The following is a 22,047-nucleotide window of genomic DNA, read 5'->3' as shown; positions in this document are numbered from 1 at the left end:
AGTCATGATCAAGAGCGTCGGGCTCGGCGTCCTGCTGGGCGGAAGCATGGTCGTCGGCGGCGCCGCCGCGCTCCCCGCGAACGCCGCCCCGAACAGCGGCCTCGCCGCCGACCTCGACGCGATCCTCAAAGACGGGCGGCTGTCCGGCGCGGCCGTCGACGTCGTCGTCGGCGAGGCCGGAACGGGGCGCGTCCTCTACGACCGGAACGGCGGGCAGCGGGTCATGCCCGCCTCGAACAACAAGCTCCAGACCTCGGCCGCCGCCTTCGGGATCCTCGGCGCCGGGTACCGGTTCCGGACGACCGTGAGCGTCAAGGGCCGGAACCTGTACCTGAAGGGCACCGGCGACACGACGATGCGCGCGGCCGAGTACGACCGGCTCGCCGCCGCCGTCGCCGCGTCGGGCGTGAAGACGGTCAGGGGCGACCTCGTCGCGGACGACACCTGGTTCGACGCCGAGCGCGTCCCCGGCGGCTGGGAGCCGGGCGACCTCCAGTACGCCTACGCGGGGCGGACGTCCGCGCTGACGGTATCGCCGAACGACGACTTCGACGCGGGCTCGGTCCAGGTCTCGGTCGCCGCGACCCGTCCGGGCGAGCCGGTCGAGGTGGGGCTCGCCCCCGCGACCGGCGTCGTGAAGATCGACAACAGGGCGACCACGGGGGCGGCAGGGTCGGCGTCCACGCTCGCGGTGAACAGGGACAACGGGTCCGACACGATCGTGGTCAACGGTTCGCATCCGGCGGACGCGGCGGAGACGGCCGTCCTGCGGACGGTCGAGCGGCCGACGCTGTACGCGGCGGACGTGTTCCGCCGCGCGCTCAGGGCGCACGGCGTCCGCGTGGCGGGCGCGACCGAGCGCGGCCGGACGCCGCCGGGCGCGAAGACCGTCGCGTCCCGGACGTCCATGCCGCTGTCCCGGCTCGCGACGCCGTTCCTGAAGCTCAGCAACAACGTCATCGCCGAGACGCTCGTCAAGGCGATCGGCCGGAAGGCGCGCGGCGAGGGGACGTGGGCGGCGGGGCTGCCCGCGATCCGCGCCCATCTCGCCCGGCTCGGCGTCGACACGTCCCGGATCACGATGACGGACGGCTCCGGCCTCGGCCGCTCCAACCGCACGACCGCCGCGCAGCTCGGCGCCCTGCTGCGGAACGCGCGGCGGCAGCCGTGGTTCCCCGCCTGGTACGCGGCGCTGCCGGTCGCGGGGCAGCCCGATCCGCTCGTCGGCGGGACGCTCGCGAACCGCATGCGGGGCACGGCCGCGGCGGGGAACGTGCACGCCAAGACGGGGACGCTGACCGGCGTCACCGCCCTGTCCGGCTACGTCACGGACCCGGACGGCCGCAAGCTGGTCTTCTCGATCGTGTTCAACGGCTACTCCGGCGGCGCGCCCAAGGACATCGAGGACGCGATCGCCGTCCGGCTCGCCACCGGAGACCGTACGGCGGCCCGCCTGCGCGGCCCGGCCCCGGCGGACGGCGGCCGCCTCGAACCGACCTGGACGCGCGGCCTTCAGCCCTGAGCGACCGTGCGCAGCGCCCGGTACAGCAGGCCCGCGTCGCCGAGCCGGTGCCGGAGCACCTTCTCCAGCCCGCCGATGGGGACGAGGTTCTGCGGCGCGCGCGGGTCCTTGTAGTCGACGCCCGCCAGCGCCGGGATGATCGCCGCGCTCTGGTCGGCCAGCTCCGCGACCGCCTTGCGGGGCAGGTCGGGGGCCGCCTCGCAGCGGGCGACGCCCGCCCACGGCGCGTCCGACGGGGTCGGCAGCCGCAGGTACCAGGAGTGCCGCGCCCAGCTCGTCGTCATCAGGAACACGGGCGTCCGCTGCCCCGGCCGCAGCGCCCCGAGGACGGACGCCTGCGCACCCGTCAGGTAGGCCGCGTGGTGGGTCTTGACATAGCCGACCGTGCGCGGCAGGTGGGCGCGTCCGCGCAGCGGGCCGTCGACGATGAGGAGGTCGTCGTCGTGGCCGGACTCCGTCCGGTACCGGGTGGCGAGTCCGACCTCCACGTCGGTGAGCCGCCGCTGCAACGCGAGTGAGAGCTGCTCGGCGGTGCCGCCCTGCGCCTTCTCCGCCTGGTAGGTGCCCGCCCAGGTCACGACGTCGGCGGCGTGCGGGGACGGCGTGAACAGCGACCGGCGCACGTCCACCTCGGCCAGTTCCGCCGGGCGCCCCGGACGGCAGCGGACGAGCCCGGCTGCGCAGGACGCGGCGATGCCGGGGGCGGGCATGCCGCCGTCCGGGTCGTCGACCCACACCCGGGCCTCGACGCGGCGCACCCCGTCCGCGACGATCAACCCGCCCGGCGGGAGCCCGGCCGCCGCCGGGGTGATCGGCCGCCACCGGTCGGCGGGCAGTTCCACGCCGAGGTCGAGCTGGCGGCGCGACCCGGCGTCCAGCTCGCCGAGCGCCTCGGCGGTCAGCGAGGTGGCGTACCCCGGATCCCAGGGGTCGACGGTGATGGCGGCCCGCGGCGCCGTGCTCGGCCGTCCCATCAGACCGCCTTCTTCGTGAGGTGCGAGCCGGTGTTGTCGCGCGACACGTCGAACCGGGCGGGCACGCGCTCGGCGAGCGCCGGGACGTGCGTGACGATCCCCACCATGCGGTCGCCGTTGGCCGTGAGCCGCTCCAGCGTCGTCGCGACCATGTCGAGGGTCACCGGGTCGAGGGTGCCGAAGCCCTCGTCCAGGAAGATCGAGTCGAGGCTGCGGGCCGCGCCGCCGCCGAACCGGGCGACCTGGTCCGACAGCGCGAGCGCCAGCGCGAGGGACGCCTGGAACGTCTCGCCGCCGGACAGCGTCCGCACGCTGCGCCGCAGCCCCGCCTCGGTGTGGTCGGCCACCTCGATCGCGTTCCGGTCGTCGAGGACGAACTCGAACTGCCCGCCGGACAGCTCCCGCAGCGTCTCCGACGCGGTCTCGACCAGCACGGCGAGCGCCTCGCCGCACAGCCAGTTCTCGAAGTTGTTCGCGCGCAGGTGCCGGGCCAGGTCGTGCGCGACGGCGGCGGCACGCTCGTGGCGGCGGATCTCCTCGGTGAGCTTCCCGGCGAGCCGCCGGTCCTCCCGGATGCGGGTGAGCCGGTGTTCTGCCCGGCTCCGGGCGTCCAGCACGGCCTCGCGGACGCCCTCGACGGAGGCGGACGCGGGCGCTGCGACGTCATGGGCGGCCAGCTCTTCGGCGAGCGAGCCGCGCTGACCGTCGCGCATCCCTCGGAGGGCGTTCAGGTCGTTCTCCAGCTCCTCGGCGGCCTGCTCGCGGCGGCCGGTCTCCTGGTCGCGCCAGGCGAGGAGGGCCGTCCAGGCGGCGTGCGGGTCGGACCGGTCGAGCGGCGGCGCGCCGAGCGCGACCACCGTGTCCCGGGCCGCGTCCAGTCTCGCGATCGCCTTGGCGGCCTTGTCGTCCAGCTTGGCGCGGCGCTGCTCGGCCTTGGTCAGCTCGTCGCGGGCGGCGCGGAGGTCGCGGTGCGCTTTCGCGGCCGCGGTTTCGGCTTCGGCGATGGCGTCGAGGCGGCGGCGGACGTCGCCCGCGTCCGGGTGGGCCTCGATGTGCCCGGCCTGGGCGGTGAGCTGCCGCCCGAGGCCGTCGAGGTCCGCTTCGAGCCTGGACAGCCCGCGTTCCAGGTTCCGGTGTTCGGCCTGCGCCTCGTCGAGGGCTCGTTTCCGGGCCGTGACGTCGCGGTCGGCGGCGCCGAGGGCGGGCGGCGCGTGGTGCTCGGGCGGTTCGGCGACCTCGCGCAGGCATACCGGGCACGGCTCCCCGGCGGACAGCCGTTGGGCCAGGTCGGCGGCGGTGTGCGCGTCCCGGACGCGCTGCCGCTCGTGCTCCGCCTCATCGAGTTCGGCGCGGGCGGCGGACATCTTCTCTTCCGCGGCGTCCGTCTCCCGGCGGGCCCGCTCGGCGTCGGCGCGGGCGGTCTCGATCTCGGCGGCCAGGCGGGCGTGCTCGCGGTGCGCCGTGGCGGCCAGGGTGAGGGCCGTCTTGTCGCCGAGGGCGTCGAGCCGTTCGCGCGCCCCGCCCTCCGCCTGCTCGTGGCGCGCCACCTCCTGCTTGAGGCGCTCCGCTTCGTCGGTGGCGGATCTCAGCTCGTCCGCGAGGGTCGGGACGTCCGCGGGCATGGCGAGCGCGGTCAGCGCGGCGACCAGGTCGCGGGCGTGCTTGGCCTCGGTCTCGCGTTCGCGGATCTCGGCGTCCGTCCGCTGGAGGTCGTCCAGGGCCGAGCGGACCCGGTCTTCGAGGGCCCGCACCTCCTCCAGGCGGCGGACGGCCGCGTCCTCGGCGGCCTCGTCGGCGCCGTCCAGCTCGTCCAGCCTGGCCTGGGCGGCGCCGGCGCGGGCCTCGGCCGCCCTCGCCTCCTCGCCCGCCCGCTTCATGATCGTCTCGAACATGCCGACGTCCAGGAGCTGGACGAGCAGGTCCTGCCGCTTCCTCGGCTCGGCCTGGAGGAAGTCGGCGAACCGCCCCTGCGGCAGGACGACGCACTGGGTGAAGTACCTGAACTCCAACCCGGTGACCTTCTCGACGGCGGCGGTCACCCCCTCGCCCTCGGCCACCGACCGGACCTGGGCTTCGAGCATCGCCTCGATGCCGTCCGCCGGGTCGACGGACGGGTCCAGCTCGTCCAGCCGCGCCGTCTTGGTCGTCACCGTGCCCCGGCTGTTGCGGACCAGCGCCCGGACGACCCCGTACCGGCGGCCCGCCGACTCGAACACCAACGCCACCCGCCCCGCGTTCGCGGACGGCGCCAGCGCCAGCTTGATCACGTTCTCCTTGCCCCAGCGCGGCACCGACCCGTACAACGCGAAGCAGATCGCATCGATGACCGTGCTCTTCCCCGAGCCGGTCGGGCCGACGAGGACGAAGTAGTCGACGTCGTGCAGGTCAACCGAGGTGGGCGTCCGGTAACTGCAGAAGTCGTCCATGTGCACGCACAGCGGGCGCATCAGGCGTCCCCTCCCCCGGGCCCGTCGAGCTCGTCGTAGAGCCGGTCGAACAGGGCCACGACCCGTTCGTCCTCGTGGCCCTTGTGCTCCAGGTAGGCGCGGAACAGCTTCCGCGGCGTCGGGGACCCGCCGCCGGTCAGCGCCGCCGGGCGGCGCGCGGCGGCGGGCCGGAACGCCTCGTCGACGTCGACGGTCAGCGCGTCCGGGAGGATCTCCCGGACGTCGTCGGCCAGCCCGGCGCGCGGCCGCTCCGCGACCACGACGCGCAGCCAGGCGCCCGCGAGATCGTCCCGCTTCGCGGCCAGCTCGTCGAGCGTGCCGGTCACCGTGCGCAGGACACGGGCGCTCCGCAGTGCCACCTCCCGCACCTCGGCCGGACGTCCCGGCGAGGCGTCCACGACGAGGACGCCCGGCGTGTTCTGCTCCTCCCCGAAGTCGACCGCGATCGGGGAGCCGCTGTACCAGATGGGGCACGGGCCGGGCATGCGCTGCCGCCGGTGCAGGTGGCCGAGCGCCGCGTAGTGCGCGGACGGTGGGAACGCCGCCGACTCGAAGTAGTAGGAGAAGATCGTCTGCGCCTCGCGCTCGCCGCCGCCGAGCCGCCCGCCGGGCAGCGTGCCGTGCGCCGCGACGAGGTTCACGGTGTCGGCCCCGAACCCGGCGGTGAGCGCGTCCGCGAGCCGCGCGAACCGGTCGGCGTAGTCGCGGTTGTGCTGGTCGGGCGTGCCGGTGAGCGCCTCGATCGCGCGGACGACGTACCGCTGCGACAGGAACGGCATCGCCGCGAGCCTGACCGGCTCGCCGGACCGGGACGTCCACGACAGGACGCCGCCGTCGTCCGGCCGCCGGAACCTGCCGACGACGTGGACGCCGAGCCGCCCGAGCACCGGCCGGTACACGTCGTCCAGCAGGCGCGGGTCGTCGTGGTTCCCGGCGAGGACGACGACCTCGCGGCCGTCCTCCCGGAGGGCCATCAGCGTCCGCATCACCAGGGCCTGCGAGGGCGGCGTCGGGACGGCGCCGTCGAACACGTCGCCCGCGACGACGACCGCGTCGACGTCCTCCTCCCGGGCGACGCCGACCAGCTCGTCCAGCACCTTCGCGTGCTCCTCGAACCGCGACCGGCCCCGGAGCACCTTGCCGACGTGCCAGTCGGCGGTGTGCAGGAACTTCATCTCCGCTCCCCGTGCGTCAGAACGGCGGCACTTCCTCGTCGGCGCCGGCACCCAGGCCCTCGAAGGGGTCGGCGCGTCCCGGCCCGGACCGCGCGGCGGGCGGCGGCGCCGCCTCGGCGGGACGGGTCGCCCACGCCGGGAACGGGAACTCCACCGCCAGCGGCACCGGGATCTCAGGCTGCCCGACGAACATCGTCCCCGGCTTGGCGATCGTGGCGCGGGCCCGCGCGGCGGGCGGCAGCCAGCCGTACTCGCCGCGGGACGCCTCCGCCGCGTCCAGCCGTCCCGCGACCCGGACCGCGCAGTTCGCGACGATCCGGCGCTCCACCTCCGACGCCGTCTGCTGCGCGCCGATCAGGATCACGCCGAGCGACCGGCCGCGCTCGGCCACGTCCAGCAGGATCTCCTTGATCGGGGAGCCGCCCTCGCGGGGCGCGTACTTGTTCAGCTCGTCCAGGACGACGAACAGCAGCGGCCGGGCGCTGCCCGTGCTCTCCTTCAGCGCGAACTCGCCGCGCAGCACCACGCCGACGACGAACCGCTGCGCCCGCTCCGGCAGGTTGTGCAGGTCGACGACGGTGACCTGCGACTCCGTCGCGATCGTCGCCTTCGCCGACAGGTCGCCCCGGACGATCGGCGACAGCGCCCGCACCGACGACCGCAGCCTGCGAAGAAACGCGTTGACGGTGCCGAGCCCCATGAGCTGCGCGCCCCACGCGCGGCGGGCGTCCTCGTCGGTGAGCGTCTCCTCCACGAACCGCACGAGGTCGTCGTAGGTGCGGCAGATCACCGGCTCGGCGTCGTCGGTGGCGCGCAGCCGCACCGCGTCGCCGACGGGCTCGGCCGTGCGGGCGAGCCGCGCCGCGACCTGCCCGATCAGCATCGTGTACTGGGCCCGCTCGTCCTCGGCGTCGGCGAAGACGAAGCTCAGCAGCTCGTTCCTGCAGAATTCGGCGAGGGTCCAGTAGAAGGGGCTGACGTCCTGGGTGCGGGCGGACACGTGCGGCGTGCCGTTCGGGTCGCCCGGCCGCGGCGGCGCGTACACGTGGACGCTGCCGAACGGCTTCGGCTCCAGGCCGAGCCGCCGGTACGCCTCGCGGGCGCCCGCGTCCAGCCGCTTGTTGGCGTGGTCGAGGAAGAGCAGGTCCTCGCCCTTCACCGAGAAGATCAGCGCCTTGGTGTTGTGCGCCTCGGCGCCGAGCGCGCCCGAGTTGAAGATCGAGTAGAGCAGGAACGTGGCGAAGGACGTCTTGGTCGCGACCCCGGAGATCCCGGAGATGGAGACGTGCGCGCCGCGCGTGCCGTCGAGGAAGTCCATGTTCACGTGGATCGGCTCGCCGTCGCGTCCGAGCCCGACCGGGACGCGCCGCTCCATCACGTCGAAGTACAGCGCCCGTTCCCGCTCGCGCTCCCCCGCGCGGACGGCGGTCGAGCCGGGCAGCGGCGGGACGTACACCTCCGGCTCGACCCGGGTGACCGTGACCTCGGCCGCCTCCACCACCGCGGCGGGCAGCACGCCCTCGGCGATCAGGAAGACGTCGGAGTCGTAGGCGGCGCCCTCGTGCCGGGCCTCGACGTTCGTGACGACCCCGGCGATCAGCACCTCGCCGCGTCCGGGCACGTCCCGGCGGGCGGCGATCACCTCGTCCAGCTGGACGACGGTGCCGGGCTCAAGCCCCACCCAGAACGACAGCGGCGTCGCCGACTGCGTCCCGAGCACCCGTCCGACGACCTGTCCCGACGCCTCGTCGGCCATGCATCCCCACCCGAATCACCCGCGGACCACCAGTTCACGGCAGGGTAACCGCACACGCGGACAATCTCGGGGGAACCCGCACCGATCCCTCTGACGAGCCCGTCACGCTACCGCACGACTCCGCTTCGTATCGCCCTCGTGTCTCCGGACGGCCGGACGGGCGGTCAGACGAGGGCTTCGCAGAACCAGTGGACCTCGTACAGCGGGCCCGGGTCGGGGCGCTGGCGCAGGCGCACCTTGTCGAAGCGCGGAAAGTGCCACCGGCAGGACTCCGCCAGGTCGATGCGGTGCAGGCCGCCGCCGGTGTCCTGGCACCACCATTTGCGTCCGCCCTCGGTGTAGAGGGACGTCTCCTTGTAGCCGCGCGCCGCGCACTCGGCCGTCATGCGGTCCAGGCCGCCGACCTCGCGCCACTGCTTCGCGGGCGTCCGCGTGACCGTCACCGTGGGCTTCGCCGACGCGGGCGGCCCCGCCCCCTCCGCCGGGCTGTCGCCGGACCTCCGGCCGAGGGCGTAGACGACGCCCGTCGTCCCGAGGAGGACCAGCGCGGTCGCCCCGGCCGCGACCAGCGTCCGGCGCGCGGCGGAGCGCGGCGGCACCGTCCGGGACGTGGACGGCCCCGTCGCCGTCCCCGTCCCGCCCGGCGGGTGGCCGGCAGGCGGCTGGTTCGGCGGGCCGGGACGCCACTCGCTGTGGATGATGTCGGTGGCCGCCTCCTCCGGGGCCTGCTCGCCCACCAGCCGGGCGAGCAGCTCCTCCGCGGCCGGGCGCCGGGACGGGTCGGGGTCGAGCGCCGCCCGGACCATCGGCAGGAGGTCCGGCGGCACGCCGGTCAGGTCGTGCATGGCCTGCTGCGCGCGGGCGGCGAGGACGGGCATCGTCCCGGTGCCGAACGGGTTGCGCCCGGTCGCCGCGTACGCGACGAGCGTCCCCCAGGCGAAGACGTCGACGGCGGTGCCGACCCGTCCCTCGAACGCCTGCTCCGGGGCGACGTAGCCGGGGCTGCCGATGACGGCGCCCGTCTGGGTGTGGTGGTCCGCGGAGTCCAGGGCGCGGGCGATGCCGAAGTCGATCACGCGGGGCCCGTCGGAGGCGAGCAGCACGTTGCGCAGCTTGAGGTCGCGGTGCACAAGCCGGACGGCGTGGATCGCGGTCAGCGCGGTCGCCACGCCGACCGCGAGGCTGCGCAGCGCGCCGGGCGGGAAGCCGCCGTGCGCCTTGATGTAGTCGGTGAGGGACGGCCCGTCGATGTACTCGGTGACCAGGTACGGCGCGCCGTCCGCCGCGCCGTGGTCGAGCACCCGCGCGGTGCAGAACGACGCGACGCGCCGCGCGTTCTCGACCTCGGTGGCGAACCGCGCCCGGAACGCGGGGTCGCGGGCCAGCTCGCGGCGGATCACCTTGACGGCGACCTTCCGTCCGGACGGGGCGAGCCCCAGGTACACCACGCCCATGCCGCCCTCGCCGAGCCGGCCGAGGAGGCGGTGCGTCCCGACGGACTCGGGGTCGCCGGGTTCGAGCGGTCGGACGCCGGACCCGGCGCACCAGCCCGGAGGGTTCTGTGGGGTCATCGATTCGGTCGTCCTGTGGCGTGTCGGCGGCAGGGAGCATGCGAGGACGCGGCGGGACGGTCCCCGGCCACGGGAGCAGACTCCCACCCGGGCACGGCACGTGCAATCGACACGTCGCTATGCGTGAAGTCCCCCGTTTCGAGCCTCGCGAGGTGTGCGCGCCGCACCTGCGCGGGGACGGGGAGGCCGGGAGGCGCAGCACCCCCGGGAGGGCGGACGTGCTGCGCGGCCTCGCACCGGACGAGGTGATCCCGACGTCACCGGAGCCTCGGTGGGCACCCGTGCCACCGAGGAACCTCTCGCCGGAGGGCGGTCACCGGCCCGCCGGATCGGCGGCCCCCGTGCCGTTTCCCTCCTGCCGCGCCTCGTTCCCGCGCGTCTTCGTCGGACACTAACGAGAGGGTCCTTACCGATCGCTAACCGGAACGCGCGGAGAGTCAGCCGATCATGTCCCGCGAACGCAGCCGCTCCTCGACGGAGGAACCGCCCTCCGCGTCGTCGATCCGCTGGAACAGCTCGCGTGCCTCCGTCCAGGACGCGCGGGCGGCATCGTGCTCGCCGCCGGCGGAGTAGGCGTCGCCGAGCGTCCGCAGCGCGCGGGCGAGGAACGGGATCCAGCCGCGGGTGCGCCACACCTGCACCGACCGTTCGAGGGACGCGACCGCGCCCGGCAGGTCGCCCTCCGCCAGGTTCAGCTCGCCGAGGACGCCGAGCGCGTCCGCGAGGTGGTGCCGGAAGTTCCCCGCCTGGCTGTAGGCGAGCGCGAGGTCGAGGGTCGGCCTGGCCCGCTCGTCGCCGGTCGCGACGAACAGCTTGGACAGGTAGAGGAGGGAGAACGTCTCCAGGTAGCGGTCGTCGAGGCGCCGCGCCATCGCGACGGACTCGTCGAGCAGCGCGCGGCCGCCCACGAAGTCGCCGCACAGCGCCCGCGCCGCGCCGAGGAACTGCACGATCGTCGCGATGAAACGCGGGTTCCCGACCCGCTCGGCGATGACGAGCGCCCGCTCCAGGCATTCACGCGCGGGCCGCGGGTTGCCCTCGCCGTGGACGACGGCCGTCACGTGCAGGGCCCGCGCCTGCCCGCTCTCGTAGCCCGCGTCGCGCGCGACGCGCAGCGCCCGCTCGGCGAGGTCGAACGCCTCGCGTTCCGCGCCGTCGGCGACCCGGCCCCAGACCATCGCGACCATCGCGTCCGCCATCCCGACGGGGTCGTCCAGCTCGGTGAACAGGTCGAGGAGGCGGGCGGCCATGGTGCGCATGCGCGTCATCGCCGGGCCGGGCCCGGCGGGCGACGTCCAGGTGATGACTTCGAGCAGGCCGCGCAGCAGGACGGCCTCGCCGCGCCGGTTCCCCGTCCGCTCGCACAGGCCGAGGGCCCGCTCGTGCATGCGCCGCCAGTCGTCGTACAGGGCGCGGACGTCGCAGTACCGCTCCATCGAGGCGGCGAGGTCCCAGGCGTGGTCGGCGAGGCCCAGGTCGACGGCCTGCCCGACGGCGGCGACGAGGGCGGCGCGCTCGGCGGCGAACCAGGCCATCGGGTCGGCGGGCGGTCGCCCGCCGCCGGGCGGCGTCCACCGCTCGGCCGGGCCGTGCATCAGCGCGTAGCACGGCCCGGGGACGTGCTCGGCGGCCTGTTCGGCGAGCGCCAGCCAGCCGCCGAGGGCGCGCCGCAGGGCGGCGGTGCGCTCGGCCTCGGTGTCGTCGCGTTCGGCCAGCTCGCGGGCGTACAGCCGGAGGAGGTCGTGCAGCCGGTACCTGATCTCGCCGGTCTCGTCCACGCCCGCGACGGTGACGAGGTGGGCGTCCACGAGGGTCTCGAGCTGGCGGCGCGCGTCGAGCTCGGGGACGTCGAGGAGGGCGGCGACCGTCCAGCCGGCGAAGTCGGGCGCGTCGAGCAGGCCGGTCATCCGGAACGCGCGCTGCGCCGGCGCGGGCAGCAGCCGGTAGCTCATCGCGAACCCGGCCCTGACCTCCAGGTCGCCCGCGACCAGCTCGTCCAGGCGGCGGCGCTCCTCGCGGAGGATGTCGGCGAGGTGCGACAGCGTCCAGTGGCCGCGGCCGAGCAGCCGGGCCGCCGCGATCCGCACCGCGAGCGGCACGTGCCCGCACAGCCGGGCGATCTCCACCGCGACGCCCGGTTCTGCGGCGACGCGCTGCTCCCCCACGATGCTCGTGATCAGCTCGACCGCCTGGGTGGACGGCAGGACGTCCAGTTCGAGCGGCTTCGCGCCCTCCAGGCCGAGGAGGGCGTTGCGGCTGGTGACGAGCACCGCCGCGTCCGGCGTGCCGGGCAGCAGCGGCCGGACCTGGCTCTCCCGCGCGGCGTTGTCGAGGACGACGAGGATCCGCCGCCCGGCGAGGCGGCTGCGGTACAGCGCGACGCGCTCGTCCAGGGACGGCGGGATGCCCGTGCCCGGCATGCCGAGCGTGCGCAGGAACCGGCCGAGCACCTCCCCCGGCTCGGCGGGGCTCGCCGAGTCGCCGTGCAGGTTCGCGTAGAGCTGCCCGTCGGGGAAGAAGTTCGCGATCTGGTGGGCGACGTGGACGGCGACCGTGGTCTTGCCGACGCCGCCCATCCCGGCGACGGTGGCGACGGCGACGGAGCGGTGGCGGCCCGTCCCGACGCCGCCGATGAGCCGCTCGGCCAGCTCCGCGACCTCGATAGTGCGGCCGGTGAAGTCGGGGATGTCGGGCGGGAGCTGCGCGGGCGGCGGCGCGGGCGGCTCGGCCGCCGGGCCCGGCTCGCCGCTCTCATCCGGCTCGGCCTGGTCGGCGGACAGCGCCCGCATGTGCGCGCGCCGCGCCCGCTCGCTCGGCTCGACGCCCAGTTCGGCGTCCAGCCGCTCGCCGAGCCGCCGGTAGACGCGCAGGGCCTCGGCGCGCCGCCCGCCCGCCGCGAGCAGGTCCATGAGGGCGGCGTGCAGCGGCTCGTCGAACGGGAACTCCTCGGTCAGCGCGGTGACGGCGGCGACCGCGCCGTCGGGCGAGCCCGCCGCCAGGGCCGCGGCGGCGAGGTCCATCCCGGCGCGACGGATCTCCTCCTCCAGGCCGCGGACGAGCGGGTCGTCGCGGTCGATGCGCGGCAGCCCGGCGAGCAGCGGGCCCTTCCGCTCGGCGAACGCCGACGACAGCGCCCGGTACCGCCGCGCGGGCTCGGTCAGCGAGCCCGCCTCCTCGGTGAGGGCGCGGAACCGGCCGAGGTCGGAGCGGTCGGCGGCGTGGTGGAACAGGTATCCGTCGCGGTAGCTGATCTCGGTGCGGTCGGGGCGGCCGGCGTCGAGCGACGCGAGCCATTTCCGCAGCCGCGACACGCCCACGTGGACGGACTGGCGGCTCGTCTCCCACGCCCGGTCGGCCCACACCAGCTCGGCGAGCCGGTCGGCGGACAGCGGCTCGCCCCGCCCGATGAGCAGCACGCCGAGCAGCCCCTGCAGGACGGGCGAGCGCGGCGGCGCCACCTCGGCGCCGTCGACCCCGACCGACAGCGGGCCCAGGACCCGGAAGGACACACCCTCTGCGCTCACACCCGCCACACCCGCGACACCTCCGCCGAACGTCGATCAGGAGCCATTACGACGTATGCCGTCAACGGACCGATTTGATCGGCTGGACCAGGAATCCGCCCAACACGGCCATGCCCGCCGCGAGGAGGAACAGCATCGGATATCCACCGTACGCGACGCTTTCCGCGGCGACGACCGGGGCGATGGCGACGGCGGCGCTGGTGGACATGTTCATGGTTCCGAGATCCTTGCCGCGGTCGCCTTTGCTGCGCAGCAACTGGGTGGCGAGGGCCTGGTCGACGGCGAGGTAGGCCCCGTACCCGGCGCCGAGCGCGGTCGCCGCCGCGACGGCCATCGGCCAGGTCGGGACGAGCGCCATTCCGGTGAGCGCCCCGGCCATCAGGACGGCGGCGAGAATGACGAACACCTTGCGCTTCTCGGCCCGGTCCGAGATCCGGCCGACCACCAGGCTCACCGTGACGATCCCCGCCGTGTAAAGGAGGCTGAGCACGGCCACGCCGTTGGCCGGATCGCCCACCTTGATCTCGTCACGGAGAAAGTAGAGCAGATAGATGGTCGCGAGCGAGGTCGCGAACTGGGCGGCGAACCGGCCGGCCCACGCCCAGCCGAAATCCCTGCCGAGGGCGGACGGGTCGGGCAGCCAGCGGCCGACCGGGGTGGGCTCGGCGGAGGCGGGGACGTCCCGTCCGATCAGCGCGTACGGCAGCGCGAGCACCACGACCAAGGCGGCGACGACCGGGTACCCCACGCGGACGGAGAGCCCGGAGACGAGCAGCGTGCCCAGCACCAGGCCGAGCGGCTGGGCGAATCCGAGAATTGCGAACACCGTGCCACGGCGGTGCACCGGCACCTTGTCGGGGATGATGGCGCACAATACGGCGTGAATTCCGCCGACGCCGCCGTGCACGACCGTCCAGCAGATTCCGACGACGACCACCGACGATTGCCGGGACATCGCGAGAAGGGCCGCGGCGCAGCAGGCGATGCCGCCGAGCACCCAGCAGCGTCGTTTCCCGAAGCCCCATCTCGTGCGGTCGGAAAGGGCGCCCATGACGGGCGCGGCGAGCACGGCCGCGATCGCGCCCGAGGTGGTCACCGCGCCCATGAGCCACACTTTGTCGGACGGGTCGATCGCCTCGATCTGACTGGGCAGCAGGACCTGCGCGGCCGCGAGGAGGCCGACCCACATGCCGAGGGTCACCCCGAAGAGAGCGAATACCCAGGGGTAGGACGGATCCTCGAATTCAGCGGATTCCGCAGCCGGGGCCCCCGCCACGGAAAGAGGTTTCTCCACTGCGAATTCCCCGAATCCCTTATCCTCGAAACCTGGTGACACGTGGCTCACAAGGTATCACAGACAGTGTCGAACCGACCACCCGAAACCACCATAACTGATCAGCCCGGGAATCGTCTCGAATCCCACTCGCCCGGGTGAATGCCCGCTGCGGTGGAACGTCGTAATTCCCTTTTCCGCCCCCGTGCGCCGATCTCCCATTCACCTGCCCGACACCGGGCCGCCCTCCCGCCGGGCGTTCGCGTCACGGCTCCGCGTCGTAGACGAGCAGGCCGTCGTCCCGCAGCCGCGCGCCCGGCGTCGGCGGGTGCTCGGCCAGGCGGCCGTCATGGGCCAGGTGCAGGACGTCCCGCCCGCGCGCCAGCACCGCGAAGTCCGCGATGAGCCGCCGGTGGCAGCGCCACCACACCGACTCGCTGCACATCACGGCCGTGCGGGTGCGCTCGGCGGCGGGGAGGAGGTCGTCCATGGCCGCCAGGAACCCGGGGGTGCGCATGTGTCCCGCGTAGCCGCGGAACGCGTCGTTTCGCCAGAAGGTGTCGGGGGCGTCGGGCGCGGGCTTCCGGAATCCGCCGAGCCGCTTGTCCCAGCGGTAGCCGATTCCGGCGGCGGGGAGCCATTCCTCCAGGGCGCCGCGCATGACGTCCGGGTTGCGGCGGCTACCCGGCGCGGTGCGGACGTCGACCACGTCCCGCACTCCGGCGCCGTCGAGCAGCCGGACAATCTCCTCCCGCCCGGCGACCCCATGCCCGAACGTCACCAACGCCTCCACGCCCCCATGCTCCCCGGACTCGCCGCGTCGGAACCCGTGCCGGTCAGCGGCTCGCGGTGACCTCTTCGAGGATGGCGTGGAGTTCGCGCAGGGCCACCGGCCCGCCGTCGCGCACGTGGACGCCGGAAAGGTTCAGGACGATCTCGTCCGCGCCCGCCTCGGCGTGCTCCCCGAGCCGCTCGCGGACGTCGGCGAGGCCGCCGCCGGCGAACGCCCCGCCCTTGAGCAGCGCGGTCGCCGCGGCGCGCGGGTCGGCGGTGTCGACGTCGACGCCGGAGCGGCGCAGCATCGCGGCGTAGTGCGGCAGGCGGAGATGGCGGGAATGCCCGGCGACCACCACGTCGGGCAGGTCGCGTCCGTCCGCGTCGAGGGCGGCGGGGACGACCGACACGAGGCGCGGCGCCGGGCGTCCGGCCGCCTCCGCGCCCTCGCGCAGCGCCGGGACGATCACCTCCCGCAGGTGGTCGGCGGGCGTCAGCAAGGTGATCGCCACGTCGGCCAGCGCGCCCGCGACGCGCGCCATGGCCGGTCCGAGCACGCCGACGCCGACCTCGACCGGCGGGCTCGGGACGGGCCGCAAGGCGAGATGGCACGAGAAGTACTCGCCCGCGTGCTCGACCTCCTTCCCGTCCAGGAGGCCGCGCATGATGGTCAGGTATTCGCGCGTGGCGGTCAGCGGGCTCCGGTACGGCGCGCCGAGCAGGGCGCGCTGGTAGGACGCGGCGCCCGGCCCGTACCCGGCGACGACCGGATGGCCCACGGCCATGGCGAGCGTCTGGGCGAGCTGCGCCGCGGCGGCCGGGTGGCGGCTCGGCATGAGCAGCACGCCCGTCCCGACCGGGACGCGGAAGCCCGACGCGGCGGCGAACACGAACGTCTGGTGCGCGTCGCTGACGTCCGCCTGCCCCTGCCAGAGGCGGTGCGCGCCGCTCCACTGCGTGAGCGCGGCGTACGGCAGGATCTGGTGCGGACGCGCGGGCACGAACGGCATCATGATCGAGTAGGCGGTCACGCGGCGCCTCCGGACGCTCGGACACCGGACCGGGCCGACAGCAGGACCACGGCCCCGAGCAGCCCGGCGAAAACCAGCACGCTCGCGCCGCCGGACAGCCGGTCGAGCAGCACCCCGGTCGCGACGATCCGGTCGCTCGCGGCGGCCGTCGCGAGCACCAGGCAGCCCGTGATCGCGGTGGCGCCCGCGACGAGTCGCGGCAGCGGGAACCTGTCGGCGGCGAAGGGAGCGAGCGCCGTCCCGGCGAGGGCCCCTCCGGTCGCGGCGGACACGATCAGGCCCACGTCGCGCTCGCCTTCGCGGAGGCGGGTGCCCCGCCGAGCCAGGCCAGCGGGTCGCGGTCGGCGAGCGCGCCGTGGACGGCGATGAGCACGCCCGCCGTCCCGGTGCCGAGGTCCATGGACAGCCGGGCGAGGTCGTCCGTCGGGAACGCGAGGTGCTGGTGAAAACGGACGGCGTGCCAGCCGAGGCGGCGCAGGTGCGCGCCGACCGCCGGATCGCCGCCCCCGCACGCGCGCGCCAGGACGGCTAGGACTCCCGCGCGCCCGTCGAGGAGCCCGGCGGACGCCACCAGGTCCATCCGCAGCCCGGCGTGGACGGCGTCGAGGACGCGGCGGTAGTGCTCGTCGTCCGGGCGGTGCGCGAGGTATTCGCGGAGCGCGACGGCGATTCCGGCGCCTCCGGCGGTGAGGTCCAGCCGCCATCCGGCCCCGTCGCGCACCTGGAGGCAGCCGTCCGCCGGGACGCCGCAGTGGGCGATGTCCCTGGCCAGCGCCGTCGCGGCGGCGTCGAGGTAGTGCGGGCGGTCGGCGGCGAGGCGGATGAGGAGCAGCGCGATGCCCGACCATCCGTGCATGAGGCCGGGACGGGTGACGGGGGCGACGCCGTCCGCGTCTCCGGCGACCAGGCGGGCCAGGCGGTCGGCGATCCGGATCGCCTCGTCGTCGTCCAGGCCGCCGCCGGTGAGCGTGTCGCCGAGCCGAAGGAGGCCGAGGCCGATTCCGGCGAGGCCGCCGAACAGCCCGGCCGCGCTTCCGCGCAGGTCGAGGCGGCGGAGCCGGTCCAGGGCGGCGAGCGCCTCGTCCTCCCGGCCGAGTTCGGCGAGGACGCACGCGACTCCGGCCAGCCCGTCGCACAGTCCCGCTCGCGGTGCGTCAAGGCGTTCGCTCGCCCGGACCAGCCAGTCGACGTGCTCGTCGAAGCCCGGGTAGCCGGTGCGTCCGGTGGCGTGCAGCGCGTGGAGGACGCCCGCCGCGCCGAAGGCGAGCGTCGCGCCCTGGCCGTCGAAGTGGCGAGGATCTCCAGGGAAGAGCCGGTCGTCGCGCCATGGCGTCGCACTGCAGACGATCGCGTCCCGCATGGCGTCGAGGACCGGCGTCCAGGACGGCGCCTCCGGCGTGCCGGGCCAAGGCGGGGCGGCGAGGCCCGACCGCCGGGCGCAGGCGCGATGCCGGGATGTCCGCCGCGTCCACTCCGGAGGCGGGGCGAGGCGGTCACGCAGCCCGCGTCCGAACCCCGGCGGGAGCGGGAACAGTTGCTCGGTGGCGCCCACCAGGACCCCGGCCTTGGCCGGGTCGAGCCCGATGAGCTGGGTGACCGGCAGGAAGAGAACCAGGCGAAGGCAGTCCAGGGCGTAGTGGTCCGGGTCGAACCCGGACCGGGCCCACGGCGCGGCGAACCCCGGCGTGGCCAGGCCGGGCGCGGAGCCGTCGCCGATCTCGCGCGCCGTCTCGAAGTCGACCAGGCACACCCGGCCGTCCGGGCGGACGATCACGTTGCCCAATTGGAGGTCGCCGAAGACGATCCCCCTTTCATGCAGGACGGCCAACGCCGACTCGACCCGTTCCAGGACGGGCAGCGCCCAGCGCGCGTACTCCGCCCGGCTCGCCGCCGTGTGCCCGGGGGCCCGCAGCGGGTGCCGCTTGGCCACAGCCTCCTGAAGGCTCTCGCCCTCCACGAGTTCCTCGACGAGGAAATGGTGTTCCCAGTGCATGCGGTGGGCGAGGACCTTGGGGACGAAGTCGACGCCGTCCAGCCGTTCCAGGACGGATCGCGCGCGGAGGAGGCGGGCCACCGCGTCGTCGCCCGCGGCGTCCAGGCCCGCATGCGGCCTCGCCTCGCGGAGCACCACGGTACGGCCGGACTCCAACTCCGTCGCGCGGTAGACGCCCCCGGCATTCGACAGGCGAAGCGCCTTCTCAACCCGGTAGGGGAACGGCTTCGCCGCTTTCTGGCGCCGCGCCTTGATCCTCGCCTCGATGAAAGGAGGGACAGGGGCCCAAGGCGGCGGCTTGAAGGCGGGACCGCGGAAGTCCGGGGTGAGGCGTCCGGCCGGGTCGCGGATGGCGGGCACGTGCTCGCCTTCGCCGGAGAAGCAGCTGAGGGACTTGAACCCGCCATAGCGCACGTACAGCGGCCCGGCGTCCCATCGGAGGTCGCTCAGAATGTACGGGCCTTCGACGCCGTTGAGCAGTTCGGAAAGGTCGTTGAGGGTTTCTTCGAGACGGTTCTCGGGCGGGTAGACGGTGATCAGCTTTCCGCTCGATCCGCGCGCGGCGCCCTTACCGTTGAGGATCTCCATGATGCGCTTGCTGCGGAGGAATTTCAGACTCAGCCCGTGCTCGAAGCAGTAGCCGCAGACGGTGTCGACGACCTTGGCCGCGTCGGTCGGGGTGGCGGAGACATGAATCTTCCAGCCCTGGTCGGGCAGGGTGGCGCCCCTCTCGGCGAACTGCACCCAGCCGCCCTTCTCGATCCGCGCCCATCCGGACGCGGCGGGCGTCGCGGGTGGCGTGGGCGGCTGGAATCTCGTGTCGGCGTCGTCGACGTTCTCGACGGTGTCGGCGAACAACGGGTCCGCCGCGAGGAACAGTTCCGTCGGCATTTCCCCTCCGAAGGGCGATGGGCCGGTGCCGGCCGGGCGATTTCGAGCGACCGGCCGGCACCGGGAGGCGTCCGACGCCGCGCGTCAGAAGCCCATCAGGGACGTCGTAGCGCTGATGCAGGTGGACGGCACCGAGACCGTCTCCTCCTCCATTTCCTGAAGCTCCAGGATCTGCTCCATGGTTTTCACCTCCCTCCCCCGTGCTCGCGGGTTGTTCCCGTCCGCGAATCGAGGTGGGGAAGAATCCCCGTGTGCTCCCCGAACGCGGCGTTCAAGGCGAGCAGAACGCCCGCCGACCCGGTCGCCAGGTCCATGGACAATCGACGCATGCGGAACCCGGGGAAGGCCAGGTGACCCTGGTATCGCCGCGCGTGCCAGGCGAGCCGCCGGACCTGGTCCCTGATCGCCGGGCGGTCCTCGGCGAAGCCGAGCCCGGCCGCCGTCGCGATCATTCCGGCGCGGCCGCGGAACAGCCCCGCGTCGTGGACGCAGGCCAGTCGGCACGCCCGCCTGATCCCCGCGAGCGCCGCCCGCAGGTCGTCCGCCGGACGGTGCCGGAGCTGGTTCCGCAGGACGAACGCCAGGCCGTGGCTCCCGCCGTGCAGGTAGGGCAGGTGGCGACTGCCGTCGAACAGGTACAGCGTCCCGTCGGGACGGGTCACGCACCGGTCGAGGTCGCGCCGCAACGCCACGTCGGCGAGGTCCAGGCAGCGGGACTCGCCGGTCTCCGCGTGCAGATGCTGGAAGAACAGCGCCGCCCCGGTCGGGCCGTGCAGCAGGCCGAACGGTGCGGGTCGGCCGGGGACGGCCGGGAACCCGTCCCGAGTCCGCGCGGCCAGGTCGTCCCCGAGCGTGACGGCCCGTGCCCGCAGTTTCTCGTCGCCGGTGACCCGGGCGAAATGGAGAAGGTTCAAGGCGATACCGGCTAGGCCGCTGTCGAGATCGGCCGAGCGGACGGTCTCGTCCAACGGCTGCGAACGGTGGAGGACGGCGAGCGCTTCGTCACGGTGACCGAGGTAGTCGAGGACGAACACCACACCGTGCAGCCCGTCATAAAGGCCCGGACGCGGCGCGGGGTCGTCGAGGGCCGTTTTCACGAGCCATTCGACATACTCCCCCGGGATCTCGGCTCCCGCCTGGGAGAGGGCGTAGAGGACCCCGGCCGCCCCATACGCGAACGGATAGCCGCCGATCGTGGTCGGAGTCGTCGGCGTCCCCGGGAAAAGTCGATCGCGCCGTTCAGGGCTGGCGACCGCGTGAATGCCGCGGATGAGCGACTCCCGGATCTCGGGCCAGTTCTCGTCCGCCCGGTCCAGCATGTCCCCCGCGGAGTCGGGCTTTTCACACCCCAGGACGCGCACCAGGCTCGCACCGAAATCGGAAGGCACCGGATAATGCCGGACGACGGCTTCGGCCAGCGTCCGCACCTTGGTCCGCTCGTGGTACTGCAGCGGCAGGAACATCCAAAGCCGCAATCTGCTGACCAGATACTCGTGCGCGGCCGCGCCACTCAGCCCAGCCGGGACGCGGAACTGCGGAGTGTCGACCGCTGGAGCGCGGTCATCCTCAAGCGCGACACCCGATTCGAGGTCGACCAAGGCAACGCGCCCGTCCGGCCGGAGCACGACGTTGTCGGGGTCGAGCTCGCCCAACCGGATCCCGTGGCGGAGCAGGCCGTCCAATACATCCATTACCTGATCGAGAACGCCCATCGCCCATTCGGAATAGGTGCCGACATCTTCGGATTCCCGCACGGCCTCCTGAGGAGCCAGCAAAGGCAGCCGCCCGAGCACGGAGAGGCGCAGCGGCACACCGTCCACGAACTCCTCGACCAGGAACCGGTGCCCGCCGAACGTCCGGTATCCGAGCAACTCCGGGACGCCCTCCAGCCCAGCGGCCCGTTCGAGCGCCGAACGATGCCGGTCGAGCCGCGCCACCGCGTCCTCACCGCGCTCATCGACCCCAGCGAACGGCCGAGCCTCCCGCAGGACGACCCGCGTCCCGCTCGCCCGATCCACGCCTACATAGGTCCCGCCCGCGTTACAGATGGCCAGCACTCGCTCGATGCGATAAGGAAATTCCCCGGCACGCATGGCCCGCAGATCCGCGTCCAACACCGCGGGGATGGAAACCCACTCGGGCGGACGGAACACCAGACCCGCGTCCTCAACGACGAGCCGACCATCGGGCCGCCGAAGCCTGCGCACGGGCTCCCCGAACTCGTCCGTTTCAGTGGCCGCCTCGAACGAGCCGTACCGGCAATAGAGCGGCCCATCGCCATGCCGCAGCGCCCCCAGCACATAGGCTCCGGACAGCCCACCCAAAAGCAACTCGAGATCAGCAAGCACCCTCGCGAACCGCTCTTCATCCGTCGGAAAGAGCGTGACGATCCGGCCGCTCGATCTCCGATCGGCGCGTTTGGCGTTCAACGCGCGCGCCGCCCGGCGGCTGCGGATGCCCTCGAACGCGATCGAGTGTTGAAGGCAGTAGCGCCTTACGATCTCGACCGTCCGCTCGACGAGCCGCTCAACGACCGAAACATGGATCATCCACCCTTGCTCGGCGCCGACTCCTCCTGCCGGCACGAGCCGAACCCACCACCCGCACTCGACGCGCTGCCACCCCGCAGGCACGTCACTACGAAAGAAGGAAAGACGAGAACCCTCATCGGGCAGGAGATCAGGAACTTCGAAGAAATCCGGGTCAGCGACATAGAACCGGTCGTAATCGCCAACGCTCTTCACAGCACTCCCCCGGCCAGAACCGCGGTCCCTCCGACCGCCTCCCTGAGAATGACGAGGCCAGGAAAGGCCGGGTATCCCCAACTCTCGGGATTGACGGCACGGCCAAGCCGCCTCGGCGGAGGTCCCGCCGCGCTCCCTCGACAGAGTTTGTCCGACATCGGTCAACGTCCGTACTACATAGACACTGACCCTCCGCATGGTTAGCCTGCCTTGCGAGGAACCTGCCGGTTCCCCCAGGCCGCACCATTGCGTCCGGAGAGGCGGAGGAGCGGTAATGCGCCTGATGCGTCCGCCGTTATGCCCGGACGACGACTCCCGCCCCACCTCTTGAGCAGCCCGCAACCACATCACGTGATCGCGGCAGACCGCCCC

The 22,047-nt window shown here is 73.8% G+C and carries 14 protein-coding genes; 1 reads left to right on the top strand and 13 read right to left on the bottom strand.

Annotated elements, in window-relative coordinates; translation table 11 throughout:
- The first annotated feature begins 4 nt into the window (after positions 1–4).
- Positions 5–1,522 carry a D-alanyl-D-alanine carboxypeptidase/D-alanyl-D-alanine endopeptidase gene (dacB, locus tag FXF68_RS34810; RefSeq protein WP_148766881.1) on the top strand — a complete coding sequence of 506 codons (1,518 nt, stop codon included), beginning with the start codon at positions 5–7 and terminating at the stop codon, positions 1,520–1,522.
- Here the strand turns inward: dacB and FXF68_RS34805 are convergent.
- The 13 genes from FXF68_RS34805 to lanKC (FXF68_RS34750) all read right to left on the bottom strand — a co-directional run bounded on the left by FXF68_RS34805 (position 1,513) and on the right by lanKC (FXF68_RS34750) (position 21,675).
- Positions 1,513–2,496: a hypothetical protein gene (locus tag FXF68_RS34805; protein WP_148766879.1), complete on the bottom strand. Its 984-nt coding sequence runs from the start codon at positions 2,494–2,496 to the stop codon at positions 1,513–1,515. The genes dacB and FXF68_RS34805 overlap by 10 nt on opposite strands.
- Positions 2,496–4,943 carry an AAA family ATPase gene (locus FXF68_RS34800; RefSeq protein WP_148766877.1) on the bottom strand — a complete coding sequence of 816 codons (2,448 nt, stop codon included), beginning with the start codon at positions 4,941–4,943 and terminating at the stop codon, positions 2,496–2,498. The genes FXF68_RS34805 and FXF68_RS34800 overlap by 1 nt, the downstream gene beginning before the upstream one ends.
- On the bottom strand, positions 4,943–6,118 hold the full coding sequence (locus FXF68_RS34795; protein ID WP_148766875.1) for a metallophosphoesterase family protein: 1,176 nt from the start codon (positions 6,116–6,118) through the stop codon (positions 4,943–4,945). Before FXF68_RS34795 ends, FXF68_RS34800 begins: the two co-directional genes overlap by 1 nt.
- Before the next feature lie 16 nt (positions 6,119–6,134).
- Positions 6,135–7,874, bottom strand: coding sequence for an ATP-binding protein (locus FXF68_RS34790; protein ID WP_148766873.1), 1,740 nt, complete (start codon positions 7,872–7,874; stop codon positions 6,135–6,137).
- Between the two features lie 164 nt (positions 7,875–8,038).
- Positions 8,039–9,445 (bottom strand): serine/threonine-protein kinase, encoded by a 1,407-nt coding sequence (locus FXF68_RS44220; RefSeq protein ID WP_187438258.1) that lies wholly within the window; start codon positions 9,443–9,445, stop codon positions 8,039–8,041.
- Between the two features lie 437 nt (positions 9,446–9,882).
- Positions 9,883–12,969, bottom strand: a complete 3,087-nt coding sequence (locus FXF68_RS44570; protein ID WP_281292248.1) for an AfsR/SARP family transcriptional regulator — start codon at positions 12,967–12,969, stop codon at positions 9,883–9,885.
- 61 nt (positions 12,970–13,030) lie between these two features.
- The gene (locus FXF68_RS34775) at positions 13,031–14,170 is read right to left on the bottom strand and encodes an MFS transporter (protein ID WP_148766871.1); all 1,140 of its coding nucleotides are present in this window, start codon (positions 14,168–14,170) and stop codon (positions 13,031–13,033) included.
- A 337-nt stretch (positions 14,171–14,507) separates the two neighbouring features.
- A complete protein-coding gene (locus FXF68_RS34770) occupies positions 14,508–15,035 on the bottom strand; it encodes a DUF488 domain-containing protein (RefSeq protein WP_148766869.1) in 528 nt (175 codons plus the stop codon).
- 43 nt (positions 15,036–15,078) lie between these two features.
- Positions 15,079–16,047 (bottom strand): LLM class flavin-dependent oxidoreductase, encoded by a 969-nt coding sequence (locus tag FXF68_RS34765; protein ID WP_148766867.1) that lies wholly within the window; start codon positions 16,045–16,047, stop codon positions 15,079–15,081.
- Complete coding sequence (locus FXF68_RS34760) at positions 16,044–16,331, bottom strand: hypothetical protein (RefSeq protein WP_148766865.1); 288 nt, start codon at positions 16,329–16,331, stop codon at positions 16,044–16,046. The genes FXF68_RS34765 and FXF68_RS34760 overlap by 4 nt, the downstream gene beginning before the upstream one ends.
- Positions 16,322–18,931 (bottom strand): class III lanthionine synthetase LanKC, encoded by a 2,610-nt coding sequence (gene lanKC, locus FXF68_RS34755; RefSeq protein WP_148766863.1) that lies wholly within the window; start codon positions 18,929–18,931, stop codon positions 16,322–16,324. Before lanKC (FXF68_RS34755) ends, FXF68_RS34760 begins: the two co-directional genes overlap by 10 nt.
- A gap of 84 nt (positions 18,932–19,015) precedes the next feature.
- Positions 19,016–19,111 carry a class III lanthipeptide gene (locus FXF68_RS42765; RefSeq protein ID WP_187438257.1) on the bottom strand — a complete coding sequence of 32 codons (96 nt, stop codon included), beginning with the start codon at positions 19,109–19,111 and terminating at the stop codon, positions 19,016–19,018.
- Between the two features lie 5 nt (positions 19,112–19,116).
- Complete coding sequence (gene lanKC / locus FXF68_RS34750; RefSeq protein WP_148766861.1) at positions 19,117–21,675, bottom strand: class III lanthionine synthetase LanKC; 2,559 nt, start codon at positions 21,673–21,675, stop codon at positions 19,117–19,119.
- Positions 21,676–22,047: the final 372 nt, after the last annotated feature.

The organism is Actinomadura decatromicini (genome assembly GCF_008121305.1).
Lineage (GTDB): Bacteria > Actinomycetota > Actinomycetes > Streptosporangiales > Streptosporangiaceae > Spirillospora > Spirillospora syzygii.
Note: the sequence above shows the minus strand (reverse complement) of the source record. Positions and strands in the feature narration are given on the sequence as shown.

Coding starts and splice junctions, on each gene's coding strand:
- dacB (WP_148766881.1), top strand. CDS start 5: ATGATCAAGAGCGTCGGGCTCGGCGTCCTGCTGGGCGGAAGCATGGTC.
- FXF68_RS34805 (WP_148766879.1), bottom strand. CDS start 2,496: ATGGGACGGCCGAGCACGGCGCCGCGGGCCGCCATCACCGTCGACCCC.
- FXF68_RS34800 (WP_148766877.1), bottom strand. CDS start 4,943: ATGCGCCCGCTGTGCGTGCACATGGACGACTTCTGCAGTTACCGGACG.
- FXF68_RS34795 (WP_148766875.1), bottom strand. CDS start 6,118: ATGAAGTTCCTGCACACCGCCGACTGGCACGTCGGCAAGGTGCTCCGG.
- FXF68_RS34790 (WP_148766873.1), bottom strand. CDS start 7,874: ATGGCCGACGAGGCGTCGGGACAGGTCGTCGGACGGGTGCTCGGGACG.
- FXF68_RS44220 (WP_187438258.1), bottom strand. CDS start 9,445: ATGACCCCACAGAACCCTCCGGGCTGGTGCGCCGGGTCCGGCGTCCGA.
- lanKC (WP_148766863.1), bottom strand. CDS start 18,931: ATGCCGACGGAACTGTTCCTCGCGGCGGACCCGTTGTTCGCCGACACC.
- FXF68_RS42765 (WP_187438257.1), bottom strand. CDS start 19,111: ATGGAGCAGATCCTGGAGCTTCAGGAAATGGAGGAGGAGACGGTCTCG.